Source organism: Paraburkholderia piptadeniae (assembly GCF_900007165.1).
Taxonomy (GTDB): Bacteria; Pseudomonadota; Gammaproteobacteria; order Burkholderiales; family Burkholderiaceae; genus Paraburkholderia; species Paraburkholderia piptadeniae.
This window is the reverse complement of sequence record NZ_CYGY02000081.1, coordinates 1-16,570: the sequence shown is the minus strand read 5'-3', so window position 1 is coordinate 16,570 and position 16,570 is coordinate 1. Positions and strand designations below refer to the sequence as shown.

Below are 16,570 nucleotides of genomic sequence, written 5' to 3'. Positions count from 1 at the left end.
CTCAGGCAAGAGTTGTCGAAACATGCGGTGCGGGATTGGATGCGTCGGAACCTGTCGCGCCGAGGTCCCAGAAGAGACCGGCCATGATGCGCAGCCCGTCGCGCACGACGGGGCCGAGCAGATGTTCGTTCGGCGCATGCTGCGAGCAGCCGGGATACGAATGCGGGACCCATAGCGTCGGCATGCCGAGCACGTCGGCGAAGACGTCGTTGGGCAGCGTGCCGCCCAGGTTCGGCAGCAGCACGGGTTCTTCGCCCGTCGTCTGACGCAGCGAACGCAGCGCCCACTGAACCCAAGCGTTGTCGGGATCGACGCGTGTCGCGGGCGCGCCGCGCTCCACTTCGAGCTCGACCATGCCGAAGCCGTGCGCATCCAGATGCCGCCGCATGATCGATTCGAGGTTGCGCCAGTCCGTGCCGACGACGAAACGGATCTGCATGTACGCGATCGCATGCGGTGGAATCGCGTTGACGGGCTTGTCGGGATTGCCCGTGCGGAACGCGAGCACTTCGAGATTGTTCCAGCCGAACACGCGCTCGGTCGGCGTGAGGCCGGGCTCGCCGTAGTCGGCATCGACGGCCGGCTCGCCCGGATTGCCGCCCACGCCGATATCCGCGAGCGCGCGGCGCACCGCGTCGGGAATGGGCGGCGGGCGCAGTCCTTCGACGAGAATCTTGCCGTTTGCATCGACCATCGACGCGATCGCGTTCGCGAGCACGATGCCCGGATTGCGCAGCAGGCCGCCCCAGTTGCCCGAGTGATGGCCGCCGTCGCGCAGCTTCAGTTCGAGCTTGAAATTGACGAGGCCGCGCGAGCCAAGGAAAACAGTGGGGCGGTGCGCGGAAAGACGCGGACCGTCGGAGGCGATCAGCACATCGGCGGCGAGTTCGTCGCGCAATTGCGTGCACAGTTCGTGCAGGCCCGGCGAGCCGACTTCCTCGCCCGTTTCGAACAGCAGCTTCAGGTTGAAGCCGAGCCTGCCGCCGCGCGCATCGAGCACGGACTTCAACGCGGCGAGGTTGATGCTGTGCTGGCCTTTGTTGTCGGCGGTGCCGCGCCCATACCAGCGCTCGCCGTCGATGGTCACGTCCCACGGCGTCAGGCCGTCGCGCCACTGCGCGTCGTAGCCGCGCACCACGTCGCCGTGGCCGTAGCTGAGCACGGTCGGCAGCGCGTCGTCTTCGTGGCGATGCGCGATCAGGAATGGGCCCGCGCCCCTGGCGGGATTGTCGACGACGCGGCAGACGAAGCCCCACTGCGTCAGAAGCGGCGTGAGTTCATCGTCGAGATAGCCGCGCAGGCGTTCGCCGCTGTCGGCCTCCTGGCTCTCCGTGCGAAACGCGACGCGGCGCCGGAGGTCGTCGAGAAAGCGGCCGGAATCGTACTGGCCGGCCGCGTTTTGAATGGCGATGTCACGGGTCAACAGCGTGTCTCCTCTGCGGGCGTGGGTTTATAGAAAGCAGTTGAACCGATCGTGCGGTCGCCGATATTTCTGCACAATTACAATATTTGCCACGAATCGTTGCCGAAACGGCAAAGCACACGACCATCGACATGGACAGCACGGCACTGCGTTACTTTCTGGAGGTGGCCCGCAGCGGGTCGCTGAGCAAGGCATCCGAGCGGCTGTATGTGGCCGTGTCGGCGTTGAGCCGGCAGATCGGCAAGCTCGAAGAGGAACTGGGCACGCCGCTTTTCGAGCGGCGTCCGCGCGGCATGGTGCTGAGCGACGCGGGACGGCTGCTCGCCGAGCATGCGCGGCGCAGCCTGCTCGAAAGCGAGCGCGTGATCGACGAGATTCGCGGGCTGAACGAGGGCGGCCGCGCAACGATACGCGTCGCCAGTTCCGAAGGCGTCGCGCCGCATTTTCTGCCGCAAGTGTTCGCGCATTTTCTGAAGACGCATCCGTCGACGCATTTTCAGCTGGACGTGTCGGCGCCATCGGTGGCGACGCAGCGGGTGAGGGAAGGCACGTCCGATATCGCCGTGTGCTTCAGCATCGCGCCGGAGAAGGAGATCAACGTGCACTATTCGCAGCGCGCGCCGATCTTCGCGCTGGTGCGGCGCGGCCATCCGCTCGCGGCGCGCGAGTCGGTGTCGCTGCGCGATCTCACGCCGTGGCCGCTTGCGATGGATAACCAGGGCGTGACGATCCGGCAACTGTTCGATATTTCGTGCAGCCTCGAAGGGCTGATCTTCGAGCCCGTGTTCGTGAGCAACTATCACGCGGCGCTACAGAGCTTCGTGCGGCTCACCGACGCCGTGACGCTGACGGGTTATCTGACGGTCAGAAGCCGCCTGGAATCGGACGGGCTCGCGGCCGTGCCGATCACGAACCCTGAACTGCATCAGCGAACGCTGCAGGTTCAGACGATGGCGGGACGCACGCTGCCGCAGGTGATGCAGGCGTTTGTCGATCTGCTGACGCGAGCGATCGAGGAGCCGGCAATTGTCGATTGATGGCGGGCGTGAATAAACCGCGCCCCCGTTAGCAATCCAACAGGTCTCGAGCACGCGTCCCGCCTCACGACGCAAAGCATCCTTTCGTTTGCCTTCAGCCTGAAGTTCCAGCCCTCTCTGCGACTCGCGTGAGGGTTGGCAGCAATCGCGCATCGCGGCGTCCCGCCTCAAACACGCGACATCGTCGCCTCCCCCCAAAGCCAGGGTATACCCAATTTGCAAGCCAATTTGCGTACGCCCCTATTGCGCAAATAAATTTGCGAGAAGATACTCAGCGCAAATCGACTTGCTGTCGTTCCCTGTCGTTTCATCAACCAACGCAGAAGGTGTCGTCATGAAACTCGTAGCAAAGCTCGCCGCGGCCGCACTCGTCGCCGTTTCCGTCCTTGGTCATGCGGCGAGGGCAGAGACCCTGCTGGTCGCCTGCGATACGGCGTTCGTGCCGTTCGAATTCAAGCAGGGCGACAAGTACGTCGGCTTCGATATCGATCTGTGGGCGGCCATCGCGAAAGACCTGAAGATCGACTACAAGCTGCAGCCGATGGACTTCAGCGGCATCCTGCCCGCGCTGCAGACGCATAACGTCGATGTCGCGCTCGCAGGCATCACGATCAAGGACGAGCGCAAGAAGGTGATCGACTTTTCGGACGGCTACTACGACAGCGGCTTCACGCTGATGGTGCCCGTCGCGAGCACGATCAAGGGCCCGGACGACCTGAAGGGCAAGTCGCTTGCGATCAAGACGGGCACGTCGTCGGCGGATTACGCGAAAGCGCACTTCGCGGGCACGGACCTGCGTCAGTTCCCGAACATCGACAACGCGTATCTCGAGTTGCAGACAGGCCGCGTCGATGCGGCCATGCACGACACGCCGAACGTTCTCTACTACATCAACACGGCAGGCAAGGGCCACGTGAAGGCGGTCGGTCCGCAGATGATGGCGCAGCAATACGGCATCGCGTTCCCGAAGGGCAGTGCGCTCGTGCCGAAGGTCAACGCGGCGCTTGCGAAGATCAAGGCCGACGGCCGCTATGCGGCGATCTACAAGAAGTGGTTCGGCGTCGAGCCGGCTAAGTCCTGATAAGCGGGCCTCGGGAGAGAAGTCATGCAGTTCGATCTGTCCGTCGTCGTCGATGCGCTGCCTGCGCTATTACAAGGCGCGCGGCTCACGGTGCTGATTACCGTCGTGGGCCTCGCGGGCGGCATGCTCGTCGGCTTCCTGTTCGGCCTGATGCGCGCTTACGGCAACGCACTCGTGCAGAAGATCGCGTTCGCGTACGTGGAATTCGTGCGCGGCACGCCCATCGTCGTGCAGGTGATGTTCATCTACTTCGCGCTGCCCGTGCTGCTGAACGTGCGCGTCGATGCGATGACGGCCGCCGTCGTGTCGATCATCGTCAACTCGGGCGCGTATATCGCCGAGATCGTGCGCGGCGCGTTTCTGTCCGTGCCGCGCGGCCTGAAGGAGGCGGGCCTCGCGCTCGGCATGCCGATGTGGCGCGTGCTGGCGTTCGTCGTCGGGCCCGTCGCCATTCGCCGCATGACGCCGTCGCTCGGCAACCAGTTCATCGTGAGCCTGAAGGATACGTCGCTCTTCATCGTGATCGGCGTCGGCGAGCTGACCCGCCAGGGGCAGGAGATCATGGCCGCGAACTTTCGCGCGGTCGAAATCTGGACGGCCGTGGCCGTCATCTATTTGTGCATGATCGGTGTGCTGACGTTCTGTCTGCGCACGATGGAAAAGAGGATGCGGATACTATGAACGCGCTCGCCAGGATGGTGGAATTCAAGCAGGTGACGAAGCGCTTCGGGCAGACGACGGTGCTCGACGCTGTCGATCTCGACATCCGCGCGGGCGAGGTCGTAGTGCTGATCGGTCCGTCGGGTTCGGGCAAGTCGACGCTCCTGCGCTGTATCAACGCGCTGGAGCATATCGACGGCGGCGACCTGATCGTCGATGGCATCAGCGTGCGGGGCGGGGCGAAAAAAGTCCGCGAGATCCGCAAGGAAGCGGGCATGGTGTTCCAGCAGTTCAATCTGTTTCCGCAAATGACGGCGCTCGAGAACGTTGCGTTCGGTCCGCGCCAGGTGCGCGGCGCGGGCAAGGACGAAGCGCAGGCGCTCGCGCGCGAACTGCTCGCGAAGGTGGGCCTCGCGGGGCGCGTCGGTCATTACGCGAGCGAGTTGTCGGGCGGACAGCAGCAACGCGTGGCGATTGCGCGCGCGCTTGCCGTGAAGCCGAAGCTGATGCTGTTCGACGAGCCCACTTCGGCGCTCGATCCCGAGCTGCGTCAGGAGGTGCTGCGCGTGATGCAGTCGCTGGCGGAAGAGGGTATGACGATGGTCGTGGTCACGCACGAGATGGCGTTCGCGCGCAAGGTCGGCACGCGGCTCATCTTCATGGAGCACGGACATATCACCGTCGACGGACCGCCCGCCGAACTGCTCGACAATCCGCCGAATCAGCGCCTGCGTGATTTCCTTCAACACGTCGAATGATTTCGCTCACATGCCAGCACTTGGTTTCATCGAAGTTTCCGGTTCGCCTTATGAGGCGGGCCAGGCGTTAGGGCGCTTCGGCGCCGACGCCGTGCATCGTCATCTGGTTCATACGCCCGCATGGCGCAACGTGATGCAATGGCGCGGCACGCCGATGGCAGCCGCGATGGCCGCGCACGTTCAGCAGCGGTTTCCGCGCATCTGGTCGGAGTTGGAGGGGCTCGCCGACGGCCTGCGCGCGCCGTTCGACGAAGTCTTTCTGTGGAACTGCCGCGGTGATGTCTGGGCCGCGTCGCCCGACGGATGCACGACGGTGCAGTTGCCGTCAGCTGCGGAAAAGCGCATTAGCCACAACGAGGACGGCGACCCCGGTTTCGCGGGACATTGCGCGCTTGCGGCGTGCCGCATCGACGGCAGTCCGGGCTTTGCGGCGTTCGTGTATCCGGGCTCGCTGCCGGGGCATACATTCGCTGTCACGGACGCGGGTCTCGCCGTCACCGTCAACAATCTGCGACAGCGACGGGTCGAGGCGGGCGTGCCGCGCATGGTGCTCACGCGCGCGGTGCTGGATGCGTCGAGTGTCGATGCGGCGCTTTCCGTGGTGCGCGACAACCCGCGCGCGGGCGGCTTCCACCTGACGCTCGGGGCTTGCGCGAGTCCTGCGCTGCTGAGTGTCGAGTACAGCGCGCATGGCTTTTCGGCGCGAGAGATCACGCAGCCGTCGCTGCATGCGAATCACGCGATCCATCCGTCGATGCGCGACTTCCCGCAGGTCGTGACCGATTCGTCGCGCGACCGGCAGGCACCCGGCGACGCGCTGTTGAGCGAAGCGCGCGAAGAGGGGCGCAAACGCGGGCGCACGCCTGATCCGCTTGCGATTCTCGCCGACACACACGGCACGTCGCTGCCGATCTATCGAGCCGACCCCGCCGACCCGGACGACGAGAACACGCTCGCCACAGCCGATATCGTGATCAGGGCATCTCACATAGAATGGGACGTTTATGAACAGCCAGGCAAGCCGCCCCGGTATCGACTGATCGATGGACACAGACAAACGCAAGACGCGCCGCACGGCGCTGAATGACGACGAGGCGAGTGCGCCGGACATGACGGGAACCGCGCCGCGCAGCGTGGACGGACTGCGCGAACTGGTGGTGCGGATCGGACGCGACGAGGCGGGTCTGTCGCTCGGCGGCAAGGCGCATACGGTGCTCGCGCGACTGCTCGAACGGCCGGAGGAAGTGGCCGTGCGCACCATCACCGATCTGGCGACGGCGCTGGACGTGAATGCGTCGACACTCACACGGCTCAGCACGAAGCTCGGCTATACCGGGTTCGCTGATTTTCAAAGCGTGTTTCGCGATTCGCTCGCGCAGCGCCATCGGCATTTCTATACGCATCAGGCCGAGCGGCTCGTCGCGGGAAAAAAGGCGCGCACTCAGACGCCTGTGAATGGCGGAACGTCGCCCGAGGTCGAGGTCGTCGCGCAACTGGCGCGCGAATCGATCGGCAACGTCGAGACGTTTCTTGCGCGGCTGTCGCCCGACGATCTGCGCGGCGCGGCGGCTTTGCTCGCGGGCGCGCCGCGGGTTCGCGTGCATGGCTTGCGGCAGTTCAGCGCGCTTGCGAGCTTTCTTTGCTACGGGCTCGGGATGATCCGTACCGACGTCGCGTTGCTCGACGCGCAAGGACTCGGCGTGGCCGAAGGACTCGCTCAACTGCAACCGGGCGACGTGGTGGTCGTGTCGAGCGTCGCGCCTTATACGCGCAGCGTCGCCGAGGCCGCCGTGGCTGCCGCCGAGGCCGGCATGACCGTCATCGCGATTACCGACACGCTTGCGTCTCCATTGGTGCCGCCCGCGCGTCACGCGTTTCTGATTCCCCATGACAGCAGCTTTTTCAGCAACAGCATGGGCGCGTATCTGATCTTTTGCGAAGGCTTGCTGAATCTGGTCGCGACGCATTTGGGGAAACGGTCGCTGCAGGCGTTGTCGCGACGCGAGCGGTTGATTACGGCGTTGGGGATTGAGACTGGGTGAATTGGGCGTTTCCCGGGAGCCGGTTGGGGGGCTAATGGCGCGGATTCCAAAGAGCCGTAGCAACCGGCGGCCGGACAGGTTATGCGTCGAAATAAGCGGACATTTGAACTTGGCTGCTACAAGCCAAAACGTTGATAATTTACGTTATGTCAAATGACATGCACGCAATAAGAGCCCCCATCAACCCGCATCCCCAGACACACCTACGGCAACCGCTTGAACAGCTTCGGCCATTCTTCGAACAGCCAAAGCCTTAATCAAAGATTCAGAACACGCATCGGATGCAACTCGCGCAAACTTCTCGCGTCCGACCGTCCTCCTCAAGCCATACGAGTGCTACGACACCATTCGAGCACGGTCCTTCCAGTACTGCTCCCGAACCTGTCGACGCAGCACCTTGCCGACTACGCTCACCGGAAGCGATTGAACGAAGTCAACCGATTTCGGCGCCTTGAACCGGCCAAGACGGCTCTTGACATGCTCGATCAGCTCGTCTGCGCTCACCTGGGCGTCGGCCCGCAATACGACCTCCGCGTGCACCGCTTCGCCCCATTCCTCATGCGGCACGCCGACCACGGCGGACATCTGCACGGCCGGATGAGAATTCAGCGCAGCCTCGACCTCGATCGCATACACGTTGAACCCGCCCGTGATGATCACGTCCTTCTTGCGATCGACGATATACAGGAAGCCCTGCTCGTCGATATAACCCATGTCGCCGGATTTCCAGTAACCGTCTTCGAACTCGGCCGCAGTGCCCTCCGGATTGTGCAGGTAGCCCGACACCGTGGCGCGCGAGCGGAGCCAGAACTCGCCCGTCTGGCCCGGCGACACGTCCGTGCCGTCATTGCCCACGACCCTGAGGTCCACGCCCGGCGCGACACGCCCGGCCGAAGCGAGTTGAGCATCGCTTGCCACAAGATGATCGGCCTTGGTCAGGCACGTCACGGCCTGGAGACATTCCGTCGAACCGTACTGCTGCACGAAGATATTGCCGAACCGCTGCTGGGCCTGCCTGAGCTTGGCGGGACTCATCGGCGCGCCGCCGTAGGTCAGCGTGCGTAGCGACGAAACATCGTGCTGCGCGGCCTCCTGCAATTCCAGCAGCCGGTAAATCAGCGTCGGAAGCAACAGGCTAAAGGTGATCCGCTCGCGCTCGACGTTGCTGCACCATTGCTTCAGATCGGGCGAGTTCTGTGTGACGGAGCAGCCGCCACGGAACAGTGTCGGCAGCAAGCCGAGACCGGAGCCGTGACTGATCGGTGCCATGTGCAGATAGCGAGTGTCAGGCTCGTAGTGCTGCTCGAACTCGGTGTAAAACGAGTCGCGCGATGCAAGCCAGTTGTCCATCGTGTACTGCGCACATTTGCTATTGCCTGTCGTGCCGCCTGTGAAACGGTAGACCATGACGTCGTTGAACGCATCGCTGACGACGCCCGGATTTTCATCCGATACGCCTTCGAGAAGATTCCAGAAGTAGTACAGGCCGTCGCGCTCGACGTGCACGGGGTCCATGCAGACCACGGTCACGCCCGACTTACGCAAGGTGTCGTAGTAACGCTCGACCAGCGCATTCTCCATGAACACGACTTTCGGACGAATGAAATCGAACTGCCGGCAATGTTCATCCACCGAGTCGCGGAAATTGGTCCACGCCGCGGTCGCCTCGCCCTTGAGCGTGGTCCACGCGTGCATCAGCGACAGATTGTCGTTTTCCAGCAGGCACATGAATACATCGCCGCGTCGCAACATCAGGCGCTCGCGCATCATGTTGACGATCCGATTGGTGAGGCGATGCAGTTCCCGATAGGTGTAACGCCGCTGCCGTTCGATATTGACCAGTGCCTCGCGGTCGGCGAACCGGATAGCGAGCTGCTCCGTGAGGTTCGCAAAATTCAGTTTCACGCGTTGTCTCCTTTTGTTTGTGCATCCGGCTTCTGGAAGATTCAACAGCAATATCGATCCAGTTCGTACGCTTGATTACGCCACCCGGCCATCGATGCTGGACCCTTTGCCTGAACGGAAGGACCTTGCCAGTGGACGCTAGGCTCACCCGATGATCCGGCCGAGCGGGCTTAGACCAGGTTGCGAGCGATGATGAGCTTCTGGATGTGACTCGTTCCTTCGTAAATCTTGGTCACGCGCGCATCGCGGTAATAGCGCTCAACGGGGAAATCGGCGAGATAGCCGTAGCCGCCGTGGATCTGCAGCGCATCCGAACAGACCTTCTCGGCAATCTCGCTGGCGTAGAGCTTCGCCATCGACGCTTCGGATGCGCACGGGATGCCTGCCGTATGCAGTCTCGCTGCATGAAGGACAAATTGATGTGCCACAGCGACCTGGGTCGCCATGTCGGCCAGATCGAACCCTACGCCCTGCAGATTGATGATGGGCGCGCCATAAGCTTCGCGTTCCCTGGCGTATTGCACCGCGGCTTCCAATGCTGCGCGTGCCACTCCAACCGCCACCGCGGCGATCCCGATACGCCCCTCGGAGAACCCGCCCATCAGCCGCTTGTATGCAGTGCCCTCTTCTCCAAGAAGATTTTCGACGGGAACGCGGCAATTATCCAGTTGGATCTGTGCGACATGAGCCGAACGCTGTCCCAGTTTGTTTTCAACGCGCGCAACGACGTAGCCGGGATCGGTTGGATCGACGATGAACATGCTCCCGCCGCCCTTCCCCGCGTTCTTGTCGGTGATGGCGAACGCGAAGGCGAAGCCGGCCTCGCTGCCGTTCGAAATGAACTGCTTCGTGCCGTTCAGCACGTAGTGGTCGCCTTCGCGCCGGGCCGACGTGCGAAACGCCGCCGTGTCGGAACCCGCCTGCGGTTCGGTCAGAAGCCCCGCACCGATGGTCCTGCCGGACACCAGACCGGGAAGATAACGCTCCTTCTGCGAGGCGTTGCCCTCGGAGGCGAGCATGCCGCCCATCGTGTTGTGAACGTGCAGGATCGTCGCGAATCCTGCATCGGCTGCCGCGAAGGCTTCGATAGCGAGACAGTACTCGACGAAGCTCGCCCCCGACCCACCATACTCGGGAGGAACCAGCATACCGAGGAATCCAAGCTCCGCCACCTGATTCAACTCGGCATGTGGCCACGCGCACGTTCTATCGCGTTCGGCGGCAGTCGGCGCGACGACCTCCGCTGCGACCTTTCTTGCCGTTTCGCGAATCATCAGCTCCTGCTCGCTGAGAAACGCCGCTGAATTGTCTTTCATAGTCATTCCACTAGTTGGTTTCGTTTCAATACGTGATGACGAATGCTTCCGCTTCCAGCCAGGTTTGCGCTGTTGCATGACTGCCGTCCTTGCGCGTTCCGTCCGCCGTCAAAAAGACTGCCGATCGCCTTCTTGTTTTCTATTCCTTACTAAACTGGATGCATCGTCGTAGCCGATGTATCGCGATTCGATCCGGGTTGCAGCATCGAACGGCGCGTCACATCGATGCCGAAAACGAAGCGATCAAGCCGACACCATCCGGTTCTGTATCTCTTCTGCTTCCTGAAGTGCTCGTTGAATGATCGCCGAGGCGGACAGCACCTCGTCGATCAGTCCCTGAACCTGTCCGATCGGCAAAATGCCGCGCTTCATGTCGCCTTTCCGGATGGACAGCAGCGTGGATTTCGTCAATGCGCCGATCTGGACTTGCTGCACCAGGTTTGCAGGCCGAACGAACGCCATTCTGAGAACCTGGGGCAAGGACATGCCGAGCTGGGCGGCGCTCGCCAGCGCACCCGGCACGGCTTCGATGAAACTGATTGCACGCCGGGCACGCTTGCGCGCGGCTCGCGTGTCCATGACACGGCATGGAATCCCGTCGAAATTCGGGCTGTACAGCGTGTCGGCCACGCTCTTGCTGATCGCCGTATCCTTTGCGTGCGCGTGCAGTGGGCTTTCGAGCGACAAGGCGAAGCGCGTACCCATCGCGATGGCGTCGGCGCCGAGCGCCAGCGCCGCGACGAGCCCTCGCCCGTCAGCGAACCCTCCCGCCGCGATGATGGGTAGCTCGACGGCATCGCGCACGGCGGGGACGAGCGTCAGCGACGTCGCTGCGCCGCCATGCCCGGCCGCCTCGTGACCCGTCACGATCAGCGCGTCGGCACCGGCCGCTTGCGCGGCACGCGCATGCTTTTCCGTCGTAACCGTGTTGACGACCATGCCGCCATAGGCGTGAACGGCATCGGCGATTTCTGTGCTTCGTCCAAGCGACAGATTCACGACGGGCACACGCTCTTCCAGCGCGACGCGCACATTCCCCGACGCAAACGCCGTCAACATCGTGATGTTGATGCCGAATGGCCGCGAGGTGATCGCACGCACGCGTCGAATGGACTCGCGCGTCGCTTCGGGGTTCAAGGGGGCAGTCGCAAGAATGCCCAGCCCTCCCGCTTCGGAGACCGCGGCGACGAGTTCCGGTACGGCAATGTGGCTCATGCCTGAACAAATGATCGGATGATCGATACCGAACAGTCGTGTAATACGGGTTTCCAAAGTTGAGCTCCTTATTGGTTTGCATCGGGGAGTGTTCATGTCCAGACGGCGCACGGTGCGCCGCCTTCGCCAGCGGTCCGCGTACGCCCCTACGCAGCCCGCGCGTGCGGCCACAACCACGGCACGACGAAACGCAGCGCTTGCAGGTCGGCCGGCGTGTCGAGATCGACGGCCAGCCCCGGCCGTTGAACTTCGACGACCGGCAAGCCATTTCGCGCTGCCGCGCTGCGGTGTCGTGCTGCGCTGTCTTTGCCGAAGCTGAATGCAAAGGGGACGTCGAGCGGCAGGCATAGCGCGTTCGTGCCGCAACCGGTGTGGTCACGTGCAAGCGCGACGCCGGTGGCCAGGGGAGCGGCTGTCGCCAGCGCGATCAGATCGTCGGCGCACAGCAACGGCAGGTCGCACGACACCGTCATCAGGCGTGATCCGCGATTCGTACCGAGATGGGCGCGTGCTTCGTCGAGGGCGCCGTTCATTCCTGTGAGATTGCGCTCGATGAGCCACTCGACGCCCGCCCTGTGCGCCACGGCCGCCACTTCGGCACAGCGCGTCACCACGAGCGTGCGTCCGCGCCCAGGAAACCGCGTGGCCTCGGCTAGCACATGCTCGAGCAGCGTCGTGTTGAGACGAATGCGTTCGTGCTCGCTCAACATACCGGCGAGGCGTTGCTTGCCGCCGCGGATGGATCGAACGGGTACGACGAGCCACGGTTTCATGCGTTCGCTCTCGGGCCGGACAGATCGAGTGCCTCGAGCACGCGTGCCGCGAAGGCGTCGCCTGCCGACACACGCGCGACGGCTGCTATTGCCGTCGAGGCGATCTGCTTCGGTTGCCGCGGCTTCATTGCTCGCGCGCGTGAGGGTCGGCTTCGAAGCCCGTGATGCGAATGCCCGCACCCGAAATCTTGTAGCGCGAATTGATGGCGATGAGCACCGACGTCAACGCCTCGGCTGCCGCGGCGTTGCAGATGGGCCCCGCATGGTACGCACGCAGGCCGATCGCGCGGGCGAGACCGATCACGGTGTCACGTGCGTCGATGTCGTCGCCGCACACCAGCACGTCGCATTCGACCTCATGCGCAAGATCGCGCAGATGATGCGCCGAGACGTTCTGGAATGCCGCGACAACGCGCACGTCCGCGCCGAGGTGCGCCTGCATCTGCGCGACGGCCGAACCGCCTTCGGGCAACTGCACGCGTGCGACTTTGGGCGGCACGAGCGGCACGGTCGCGTCGATCAGGATCTTGCCGCCGAGACTGCCGCGCACTTCATCGGCCGTTGCGCGTGCAGCCGCGTACGGCACCGTCAGCACGATGATGTCGGCTGCCTGCGCGGCCATCGGATTGTCTTGCCATGTCAACGCCGCGCGGCCGAGTACATCGTTGAGTTCGGCACATACGCGCACAGCCTTCTCTGCGTTGCGCGAGCCGATGATGACCCTGTAGCCGGCCTGCGCCCAGCGCAATGCGAGCCCGCTGCCTTCATTGCCCGTTCCGCCAAGCACGGCGATCGTCGGTTTTTCCTGTTGCACCATGTTGCCCTTCGCGTGTCTGTTCGATTCCCGCGACCTGAATGGCCACGTCGTGTTGGCTATGCGTATCTCGGCGCCGCGCACGTTGCGGCGTGCCGCTCGAGTCCGGACACGTCACGGTCCCGACTTATCGCCTGTCCTGCCCGTGCCCGCGCAAGCGTTGGTCAATCGAGGTTCAATGTCACGCAGCCGGAGCGCTTCGCGATATCGACGAACGCTTGCAGTTGCGACATCCGCTCCTGGAAGCTGCTCGTCTCGAACATCGGAATGACGGTATGGACACCGGCGGCCTGATAGGCATGCAGCCGCTGGGCGATCCGGTCTGCGGGGCCGCACAGCGTCACCATGTCGACGAGTTCGTCGGGCAGAAGCGCTGCCGCCTCGGCCTTGCGTCCTGACAGGTAGAGCTCCTGGACCTGTTCGGCGACATCGCCGTAGCCATACGAGCTCACGAGCGTCTTGTAGAAGTTGTTTTCCTTCGAGCCCATGCCGCCGACGTACAACGCAAGCCTCGGCCGCATCGTGTTGCGCGCCCGGGCCAGGTCGTCGTCGATATGAACGATCACGTTGACCATGACGTCGATCGCAGAGGGATCGCGGCCGGCCGCGCGCGCGCCCGCCTCCAGCGGTGCGCGCAGCGTCGCCGCGTGCTCGGGCGCAAACCAGAATGGCAACCAGCCGTCAGCGATCTCGCCGCACAATTCGATGTTCTTCGGACCGAGCGCTGCGAGAAGAATGGGCACGGCGGGACGCACCGGGTGCATGATCAGCCTGAGCGGTTTGCCCTCGGTTCCCGGCAGCGGCAGCCGTATCGTCTCGCCGTGGTACTCGAGCGGCTTTTCGCGGCGCAGGATCATGCGGATCACTTCGACGTATTCACGAGTGCGCAGCAGCGGCTTTGCAAACGGTACGCCATGCCAGCCTTCCGAGACTTGCGTGCCACTCGGGCCAAGGCCCATCAGCAGGCGTCCGTTGGACAGCCAGTCGAGCGTCGCGGCCGTCTGTGCCGTCATGGCTGCCGTTCGGCCGGGAATTGCGAAGATGCCCGCTCCGATCTGAATGCGCTTCGTGCAGGCCGCAAGCGCAGCGAGGACGGTTGCAGCGTCGTTGCCATAGGGCTCGCCAACCCACAGCGAACGGTAGCCGAGTCGCTCCGCCTCCTGTGCGAACTCGATTTCCTGGGCGGGTGTGAAGAGGGTGGCGATGTACCCCATGTTGATGCCGATATGCATGCTGCTTGTCTCCTGTTCGACTCGACCGGGTTCGGGGATTGCTGACGTTATCTGGCAGTTCGTGGCGCAATGCTATGCCAATACGTTTCGTGCGCACCCTGTCCTTTGAGGGGGTGTAGAGGCGCGAGCAGTCCGGCGCTCGTCGCCTGTTTCAGGGTGTTGTTGCACCGCTCGGCAGAGCGTCAAAAAACAGCGATGAGCGACTGATTCGGGGCCGCAGAAGGCATGCGCGCAATTGCTGCCCGAACGTGGTCAGGACGACGGCACACGGCGTGTCGAAGCTACGCGTTCCCTAGCGCGAACGGCGTTGCGTCATGCATGGCGAAATGACGGATCACCTGCACGCGACGGCAGAGCGTCGATACAGCGCTGATCAAGGCGAAAGGGGGAACATTCCGACGCGCACCGCGCGATGACGTCGACGTTGCGACGCACGATGCTCGAATTCGCGCCAAAACCCCCTCTGAATAGGCCACTTGAGGGACGAAACGGATTCGCGGTTGCAAGCGATCGGTAAGATCACACTTTTAGTCCAACCGAGCGGTTCGATGGCGGCGGTCCAGCGAGCGAGCCGGGATTATCGACATGTCCTTCAAAAAACGGCTGAAGTCAGAACAACAACCCGACCGCGCGTGCGCCCCACGGAGCACGGCGACGTTCGACTGCGCGAGGATGGCACGATGCGCGGCGATCAAGGCAGGACGATGAAGCTACTGACGGCACTGACACGACACATCTTCATGAGCCTCGGCAACGCGATGCCGACGTATGGCCCTTTCAATCGCATGCGTGCTTCGATGTACCGCAAGGCGGGCATGGTGATCGGCAAGGACGTGACGATCATCGGGCCGTTGAATGTCGAGATGAGCCTCAACGAGGAGACGATTCGCGGCATTTCGATCGGAGACCGCGCGTATCTGAACGCCGATACGCGCCTCGCCTGTCGAAACAGCCGGATCTCCATCGGCGTCGACGTGCAGATCGGACCGCGCGTATCGTTCGAAACGGCCACGCATGGTCTCGTGTTCGAACCCGAGTTCGGGCGCGGACTGGATCACCAGGAAATCCGCATCGAAAACAAGGTGTGGATCGGTGCGGGTGCCACCATCCTGCCCGGCGTGACGATTCACGAGGCGGCGGTGGTTGCCGCAGGGGCCGTCGTGACGAAGGACGTGCCGGCCTATACGCTCGTCGGCGGCGTGCCGGCACGGAAAATCAAGGATATCGAACGCACGTGAAGCATGCAGCGCGCGCTGCATGGCGGAGAAATGGGGGCGAGGATGTGTCGTCCATTTCGCCCTCCTCCGCTGCCCGCCTGGCGAACCGGCAATCAGCCGCGAGCCTGATCCGCTTCAGACGCCTTGCCTTCATCGGCGGCAGCGCTTTCCGGCTGCGGCTTGCCATCGTCCTCCGCAGCCTTCGCGACGGCATTCGCTTCGCCCTCCGGCTTGGCCGGCTTCGTCCGTCCACCCGAGCGACGACGCGCAAACGCCGAATCCGATGCCGTGACCTTGCCGGTTTCCGTCCCTGTCAGATCAACGCGCGGCGCGCCTTCCGTCAGGCTCGCCCAATAGCGGCTGCCGCGGCACCAGGTGCTCACCGCGTCGCGGATTTCCTGCTCGGTCAGCTTCAGTTCGCCCGCTTGCGCAAGCAGATCTTCGAGAATGCCGATCTTCAGCGCCACCTTCGGCGCAGGATTCTTCGGAAACGCCAGCGGAAAGCGCTTCTGCAATTTGCCGATGGTATGCACGACGGGATCGACGGGATTTTGCCGCGCTGCCGGCCGCGCCTGCGCCGGTTTGCCCGCCGGCTTCGCGGCAGGCTTTGCCGCCGGCCTGGCGTCCCGGGTTTTTGCGTCCTTCGCTTTGGCATCCTTGCCGCCCGCCTGGGCAGCCTGCTCTTTCGCCGCCTGCTTTTGCTTGCGCTGTGCGTTTGCCTGTTTGGCGAGTTCGTCCCTTAGCTTCGCCAGTTGTTCAAAGCCCATGTGTTCACCTGTATTGCAATGACGCAGGATTGTAGCAGCCGACGAGCATCTTCATCCCGCCCGGCTACCGACTGCCGTGCGCTTATCATGCACTTGCTTGATGGCCCTTTCTTGATACTCCTCGCGGTATGCGAGCTTTCGCCACGATGTGCACAAGGCGCGGCAGTAGCCGACGCATTGGGCAAATAGCGGTCCTGATACGCGTGAATCACAAAGAAGTTGTCACCGCATGCGATTCTGCGCGAGATTCACGCATAAAAAACAAAGCGCCGCAAGTGCGGCGCTTCGTGTGACTTCAAATACAACAAACGGCATCAGAACCGGTGCACG

The 16,570-nt window shown here is 63.3% G+C and carries 16 protein-coding genes; 7 read left to right on the top strand and 9 right to left on the bottom strand.

Annotation, left to right across the window (positions count from 1 at the left end; genetic code table 11):
- Position 1 precedes the first annotated feature (1 nt).
- Entirely contained in the window at positions 2-1,423 is a 1,422-nt protein-coding gene (locus BN2476_RS36600) for a M20 family metallopeptidase (protein WP_087739081.1), read from the bottom strand.
- A gap of 131 nt (positions 1,424-1,554) precedes the next feature.
- On the opposite strand from BN2476_RS36600, the gene BN2476_RS36595 reads away from it, so the two are divergent.
- From BN2476_RS36595 to BN2476_RS36570, 6 genes are all read left to right on the top strand, one after another.
- Positions 1,555-2,460, top strand: coding sequence for a LysR family transcriptional regulator (locus BN2476_RS36595; RefSeq protein WP_087739080.1), 906 nt, complete (start codon positions 1,555-1,557; stop codon positions 2,458-2,460).
- Positions 2,461-2,794: 334 nt separating this feature from the next.
- Positions 2,795-3,541 carry a glutamine ABC transporter substrate-binding protein GlnH gene (gene glnH, locus BN2476_RS36590; protein WP_087739079.1) on the top strand — a complete coding sequence of 249 codons (747 nt, stop codon included), beginning with the start codon at positions 2,795-2,797 and terminating at the stop codon, positions 3,539-3,541.
- Positions 3,542-3,565: 24 nt separating this feature from the next.
- Positions 3,566-4,222, top strand: coding sequence for a glutamine ABC transporter permease GlnP (gene glnP, locus BN2476_RS36585; protein WP_087739078.1), 657 nt, complete (start codon positions 3,566-3,568; stop codon positions 4,220-4,222).
- Complete coding sequence (glnQ, locus tag BN2476_RS36580; protein ID WP_087739077.1) at positions 4,219-4,959, top strand: glutamine ABC transporter ATP-binding protein GlnQ; 741 nt, start codon at positions 4,219-4,221, stop codon at positions 4,957-4,959. The genes glnP and glnQ overlap by 4 nt, the downstream gene beginning before the upstream one ends.
- Positions 4,960-4,969: 10 nt before the next feature.
- A complete protein-coding gene (locus tag BN2476_RS36575) occupies positions 4,970-6,046 on the top strand; it encodes a C45 family autoproteolytic acyltransferase/hydrolase (protein WP_087739076.1) in 1,077 nt (358 codons plus the stop codon).
- Positions 6,003-7,001, top strand: a complete 999-nt coding sequence (locus tag BN2476_RS36570; RefSeq protein ID WP_087739075.1) for a MurR/RpiR family transcriptional regulator — start codon at positions 6,003-6,005, stop codon at positions 6,999-7,001. The genes BN2476_RS36575 and BN2476_RS36570 overlap by 44 nt, the downstream gene beginning before the upstream one ends.
- Positions 7,002-7,337: 336 nt before the next feature.
- On the opposite strand, the gene BN2476_RS36565 is transcribed toward BN2476_RS36570, so the two are convergent.
- The 7 genes from BN2476_RS36565 to BN2476_RS36540 all read right to left on the bottom strand — a co-directional run bounded on the left by BN2476_RS36565 (position 7,338) and on the right by BN2476_RS36540 (position 14,256).
- Positions 7,338-8,906 (bottom strand): AMP-binding protein, encoded by a 1,569-nt coding sequence (locus BN2476_RS36565; RefSeq protein ID WP_087739074.1) that lies wholly within the window; start codon positions 8,904-8,906, stop codon positions 7,338-7,340.
- Positions 8,907-9,076: 170 nt separating this feature from the next.
- Complete coding sequence (locus BN2476_RS36560) at positions 9,077-10,222, bottom strand: acyl-CoA dehydrogenase family protein (RefSeq protein WP_087739073.1); 1,146 nt, start codon at positions 10,220-10,222, stop codon at positions 9,077-9,079.
- 243 nt (positions 10,223-10,465) lie between these two features.
- Entirely contained in the window at positions 10,466-11,494 is a 1,029-nt protein-coding gene (locus BN2476_RS36555) for an NAD(P)H-dependent flavin oxidoreductase (protein WP_087739072.1), read from the bottom strand.
- Between the two features lie 89 nt (positions 11,495-11,583).
- Positions 11,584-12,210 carry a 2-phospho-L-lactate guanylyltransferase gene (cofC, locus tag BN2476_RS36550; protein ID WP_087739071.1) on the bottom strand — a complete coding sequence of 209 codons (627 nt, stop codon included), beginning with the start codon at positions 12,208-12,210 and terminating at the stop codon, positions 11,584-11,586.
- Positions 12,207-12,338, bottom strand: a complete 132-nt coding sequence (locus tag BN2476_RS49400) for a hypothetical protein (RefSeq protein ID WP_268957995.1) — start codon at positions 12,336-12,338, stop codon at positions 12,207-12,209. Before BN2476_RS49400 ends, cofC begins: the two co-directional genes overlap by 4 nt.
- Positions 12,335-13,027, bottom strand: a complete 693-nt coding sequence (gene npdG / locus BN2476_RS36545; protein ID WP_087739070.1) for an NADPH-dependent F420 reductase — start codon at positions 13,025-13,027, stop codon at positions 12,335-12,337. The genes BN2476_RS49400 and npdG overlap by 4 nt, the downstream gene beginning before the upstream one ends.
- A gap of 161 nt (positions 13,028-13,188) precedes the next feature.
- Complete coding sequence (locus BN2476_RS36540; RefSeq protein ID WP_087739069.1) at positions 13,189-14,256, bottom strand: LLM class F420-dependent oxidoreductase; 1,068 nt, start codon at positions 14,254-14,256, stop codon at positions 13,189-13,191.
- Positions 14,257-14,936: 680 nt separating this feature from the next.
- Here BN2476_RS36540 and BN2476_RS49570 point away from each other — a divergent pair.
- Entirely contained in the window at positions 14,937-15,494 is a 558-nt protein-coding gene (locus BN2476_RS49570) for an acyltransferase (protein ID WP_087739068.1), read from the top strand.
- 92 nt (positions 15,495-15,586) lie between these two features.
- Here BN2476_RS49570 and BN2476_RS36530 read toward each other — a convergent pair whose 3' ends face one another.
- On the bottom strand, positions 15,587-16,240 hold the full coding sequence (locus BN2476_RS36530; protein WP_087739067.1) for a ProQ/FinO family protein: 654 nt from the start codon (positions 16,238-16,240) through the stop codon (positions 15,587-15,589).
- Positions 16,241-16,570: the final 330 nt, after the last annotated feature.

Bases quoted from the DNA above. Each gene is read 5' to 3' on its own strand.
- BN2476_RS49570 (WP_087739068.1), top strand. From the start codon at position 14,937: ATGCGCGGCGATCAAGGCAGGACGATGAAGCTACTGACGGCACTGACA.
- BN2476_RS49400 (WP_268957995.1), bottom strand. From the start codon at position 12,338: ATGAAGCCGCGGCAACCGAAGCAGATCGCCTCGACGGCAATAGCAGCC.
- npdG (WP_087739070.1), bottom strand. From the start codon at position 13,027: ATGGTGCAACAGGAAAAACCGACGATCGCCGTGCTTGGCGGAACGGGC.
- glnP (WP_087739078.1), top strand. From the start codon at position 3,566: ATGCAGTTCGATCTGTCCGTCGTCGTCGATGCGCTGCCTGCGCTATTA.
- BN2476_RS36595 (WP_087739080.1), top strand. From the start codon at position 1,555: ATGGACAGCACGGCACTGCGTTACTTTCTGGAGGTGGCCCGCAGCGGG.
- BN2476_RS36570 (WP_087739075.1), top strand. From the start codon at position 6,003: ATGGACACAGACAAACGCAAGACGCGCCGCACGGCGCTGAATGACGAC.
- glnQ (WP_087739077.1), top strand. From the start codon at position 4,219: ATGAACGCGCTCGCCAGGATGGTGGAATTCAAGCAGGTGACGAAGCGC.
- BN2476_RS36560 (WP_087739073.1), bottom strand. From the start codon at position 10,222: ATGAAAGACAATTCAGCGGCGTTTCTCAGCGAGCAGGAGCTGATGATT.
- BN2476_RS36530 (WP_087739067.1), bottom strand. From the start codon at position 16,240: ATGGGCTTTGAACAACTGGCGAAGCTAAGGGACGAACTCGCCAAACAG.
- BN2476_RS36540 (WP_087739069.1), bottom strand. From the start codon at position 14,256: ATGCATATCGGCATCAACATGGGGTACATCGCCACCCTCTTCACACCC.
- glnH (WP_087739079.1), top strand. From the start codon at position 2,795: ATGAAACTCGTAGCAAAGCTCGCCGCGGCCGCACTCGTCGCCGTTTCC.
- cofC (WP_087739071.1), bottom strand. From the start codon at position 12,210: ATGAAACCGTGGCTCGTCGTACCCGTTCGATCCATCCGCGGCGGCAAG.
- BN2476_RS36575 (WP_087739076.1), top strand. From the start codon at position 4,970: ATGCCAGCACTTGGTTTCATCGAAGTTTCCGGTTCGCCTTATGAGGCG.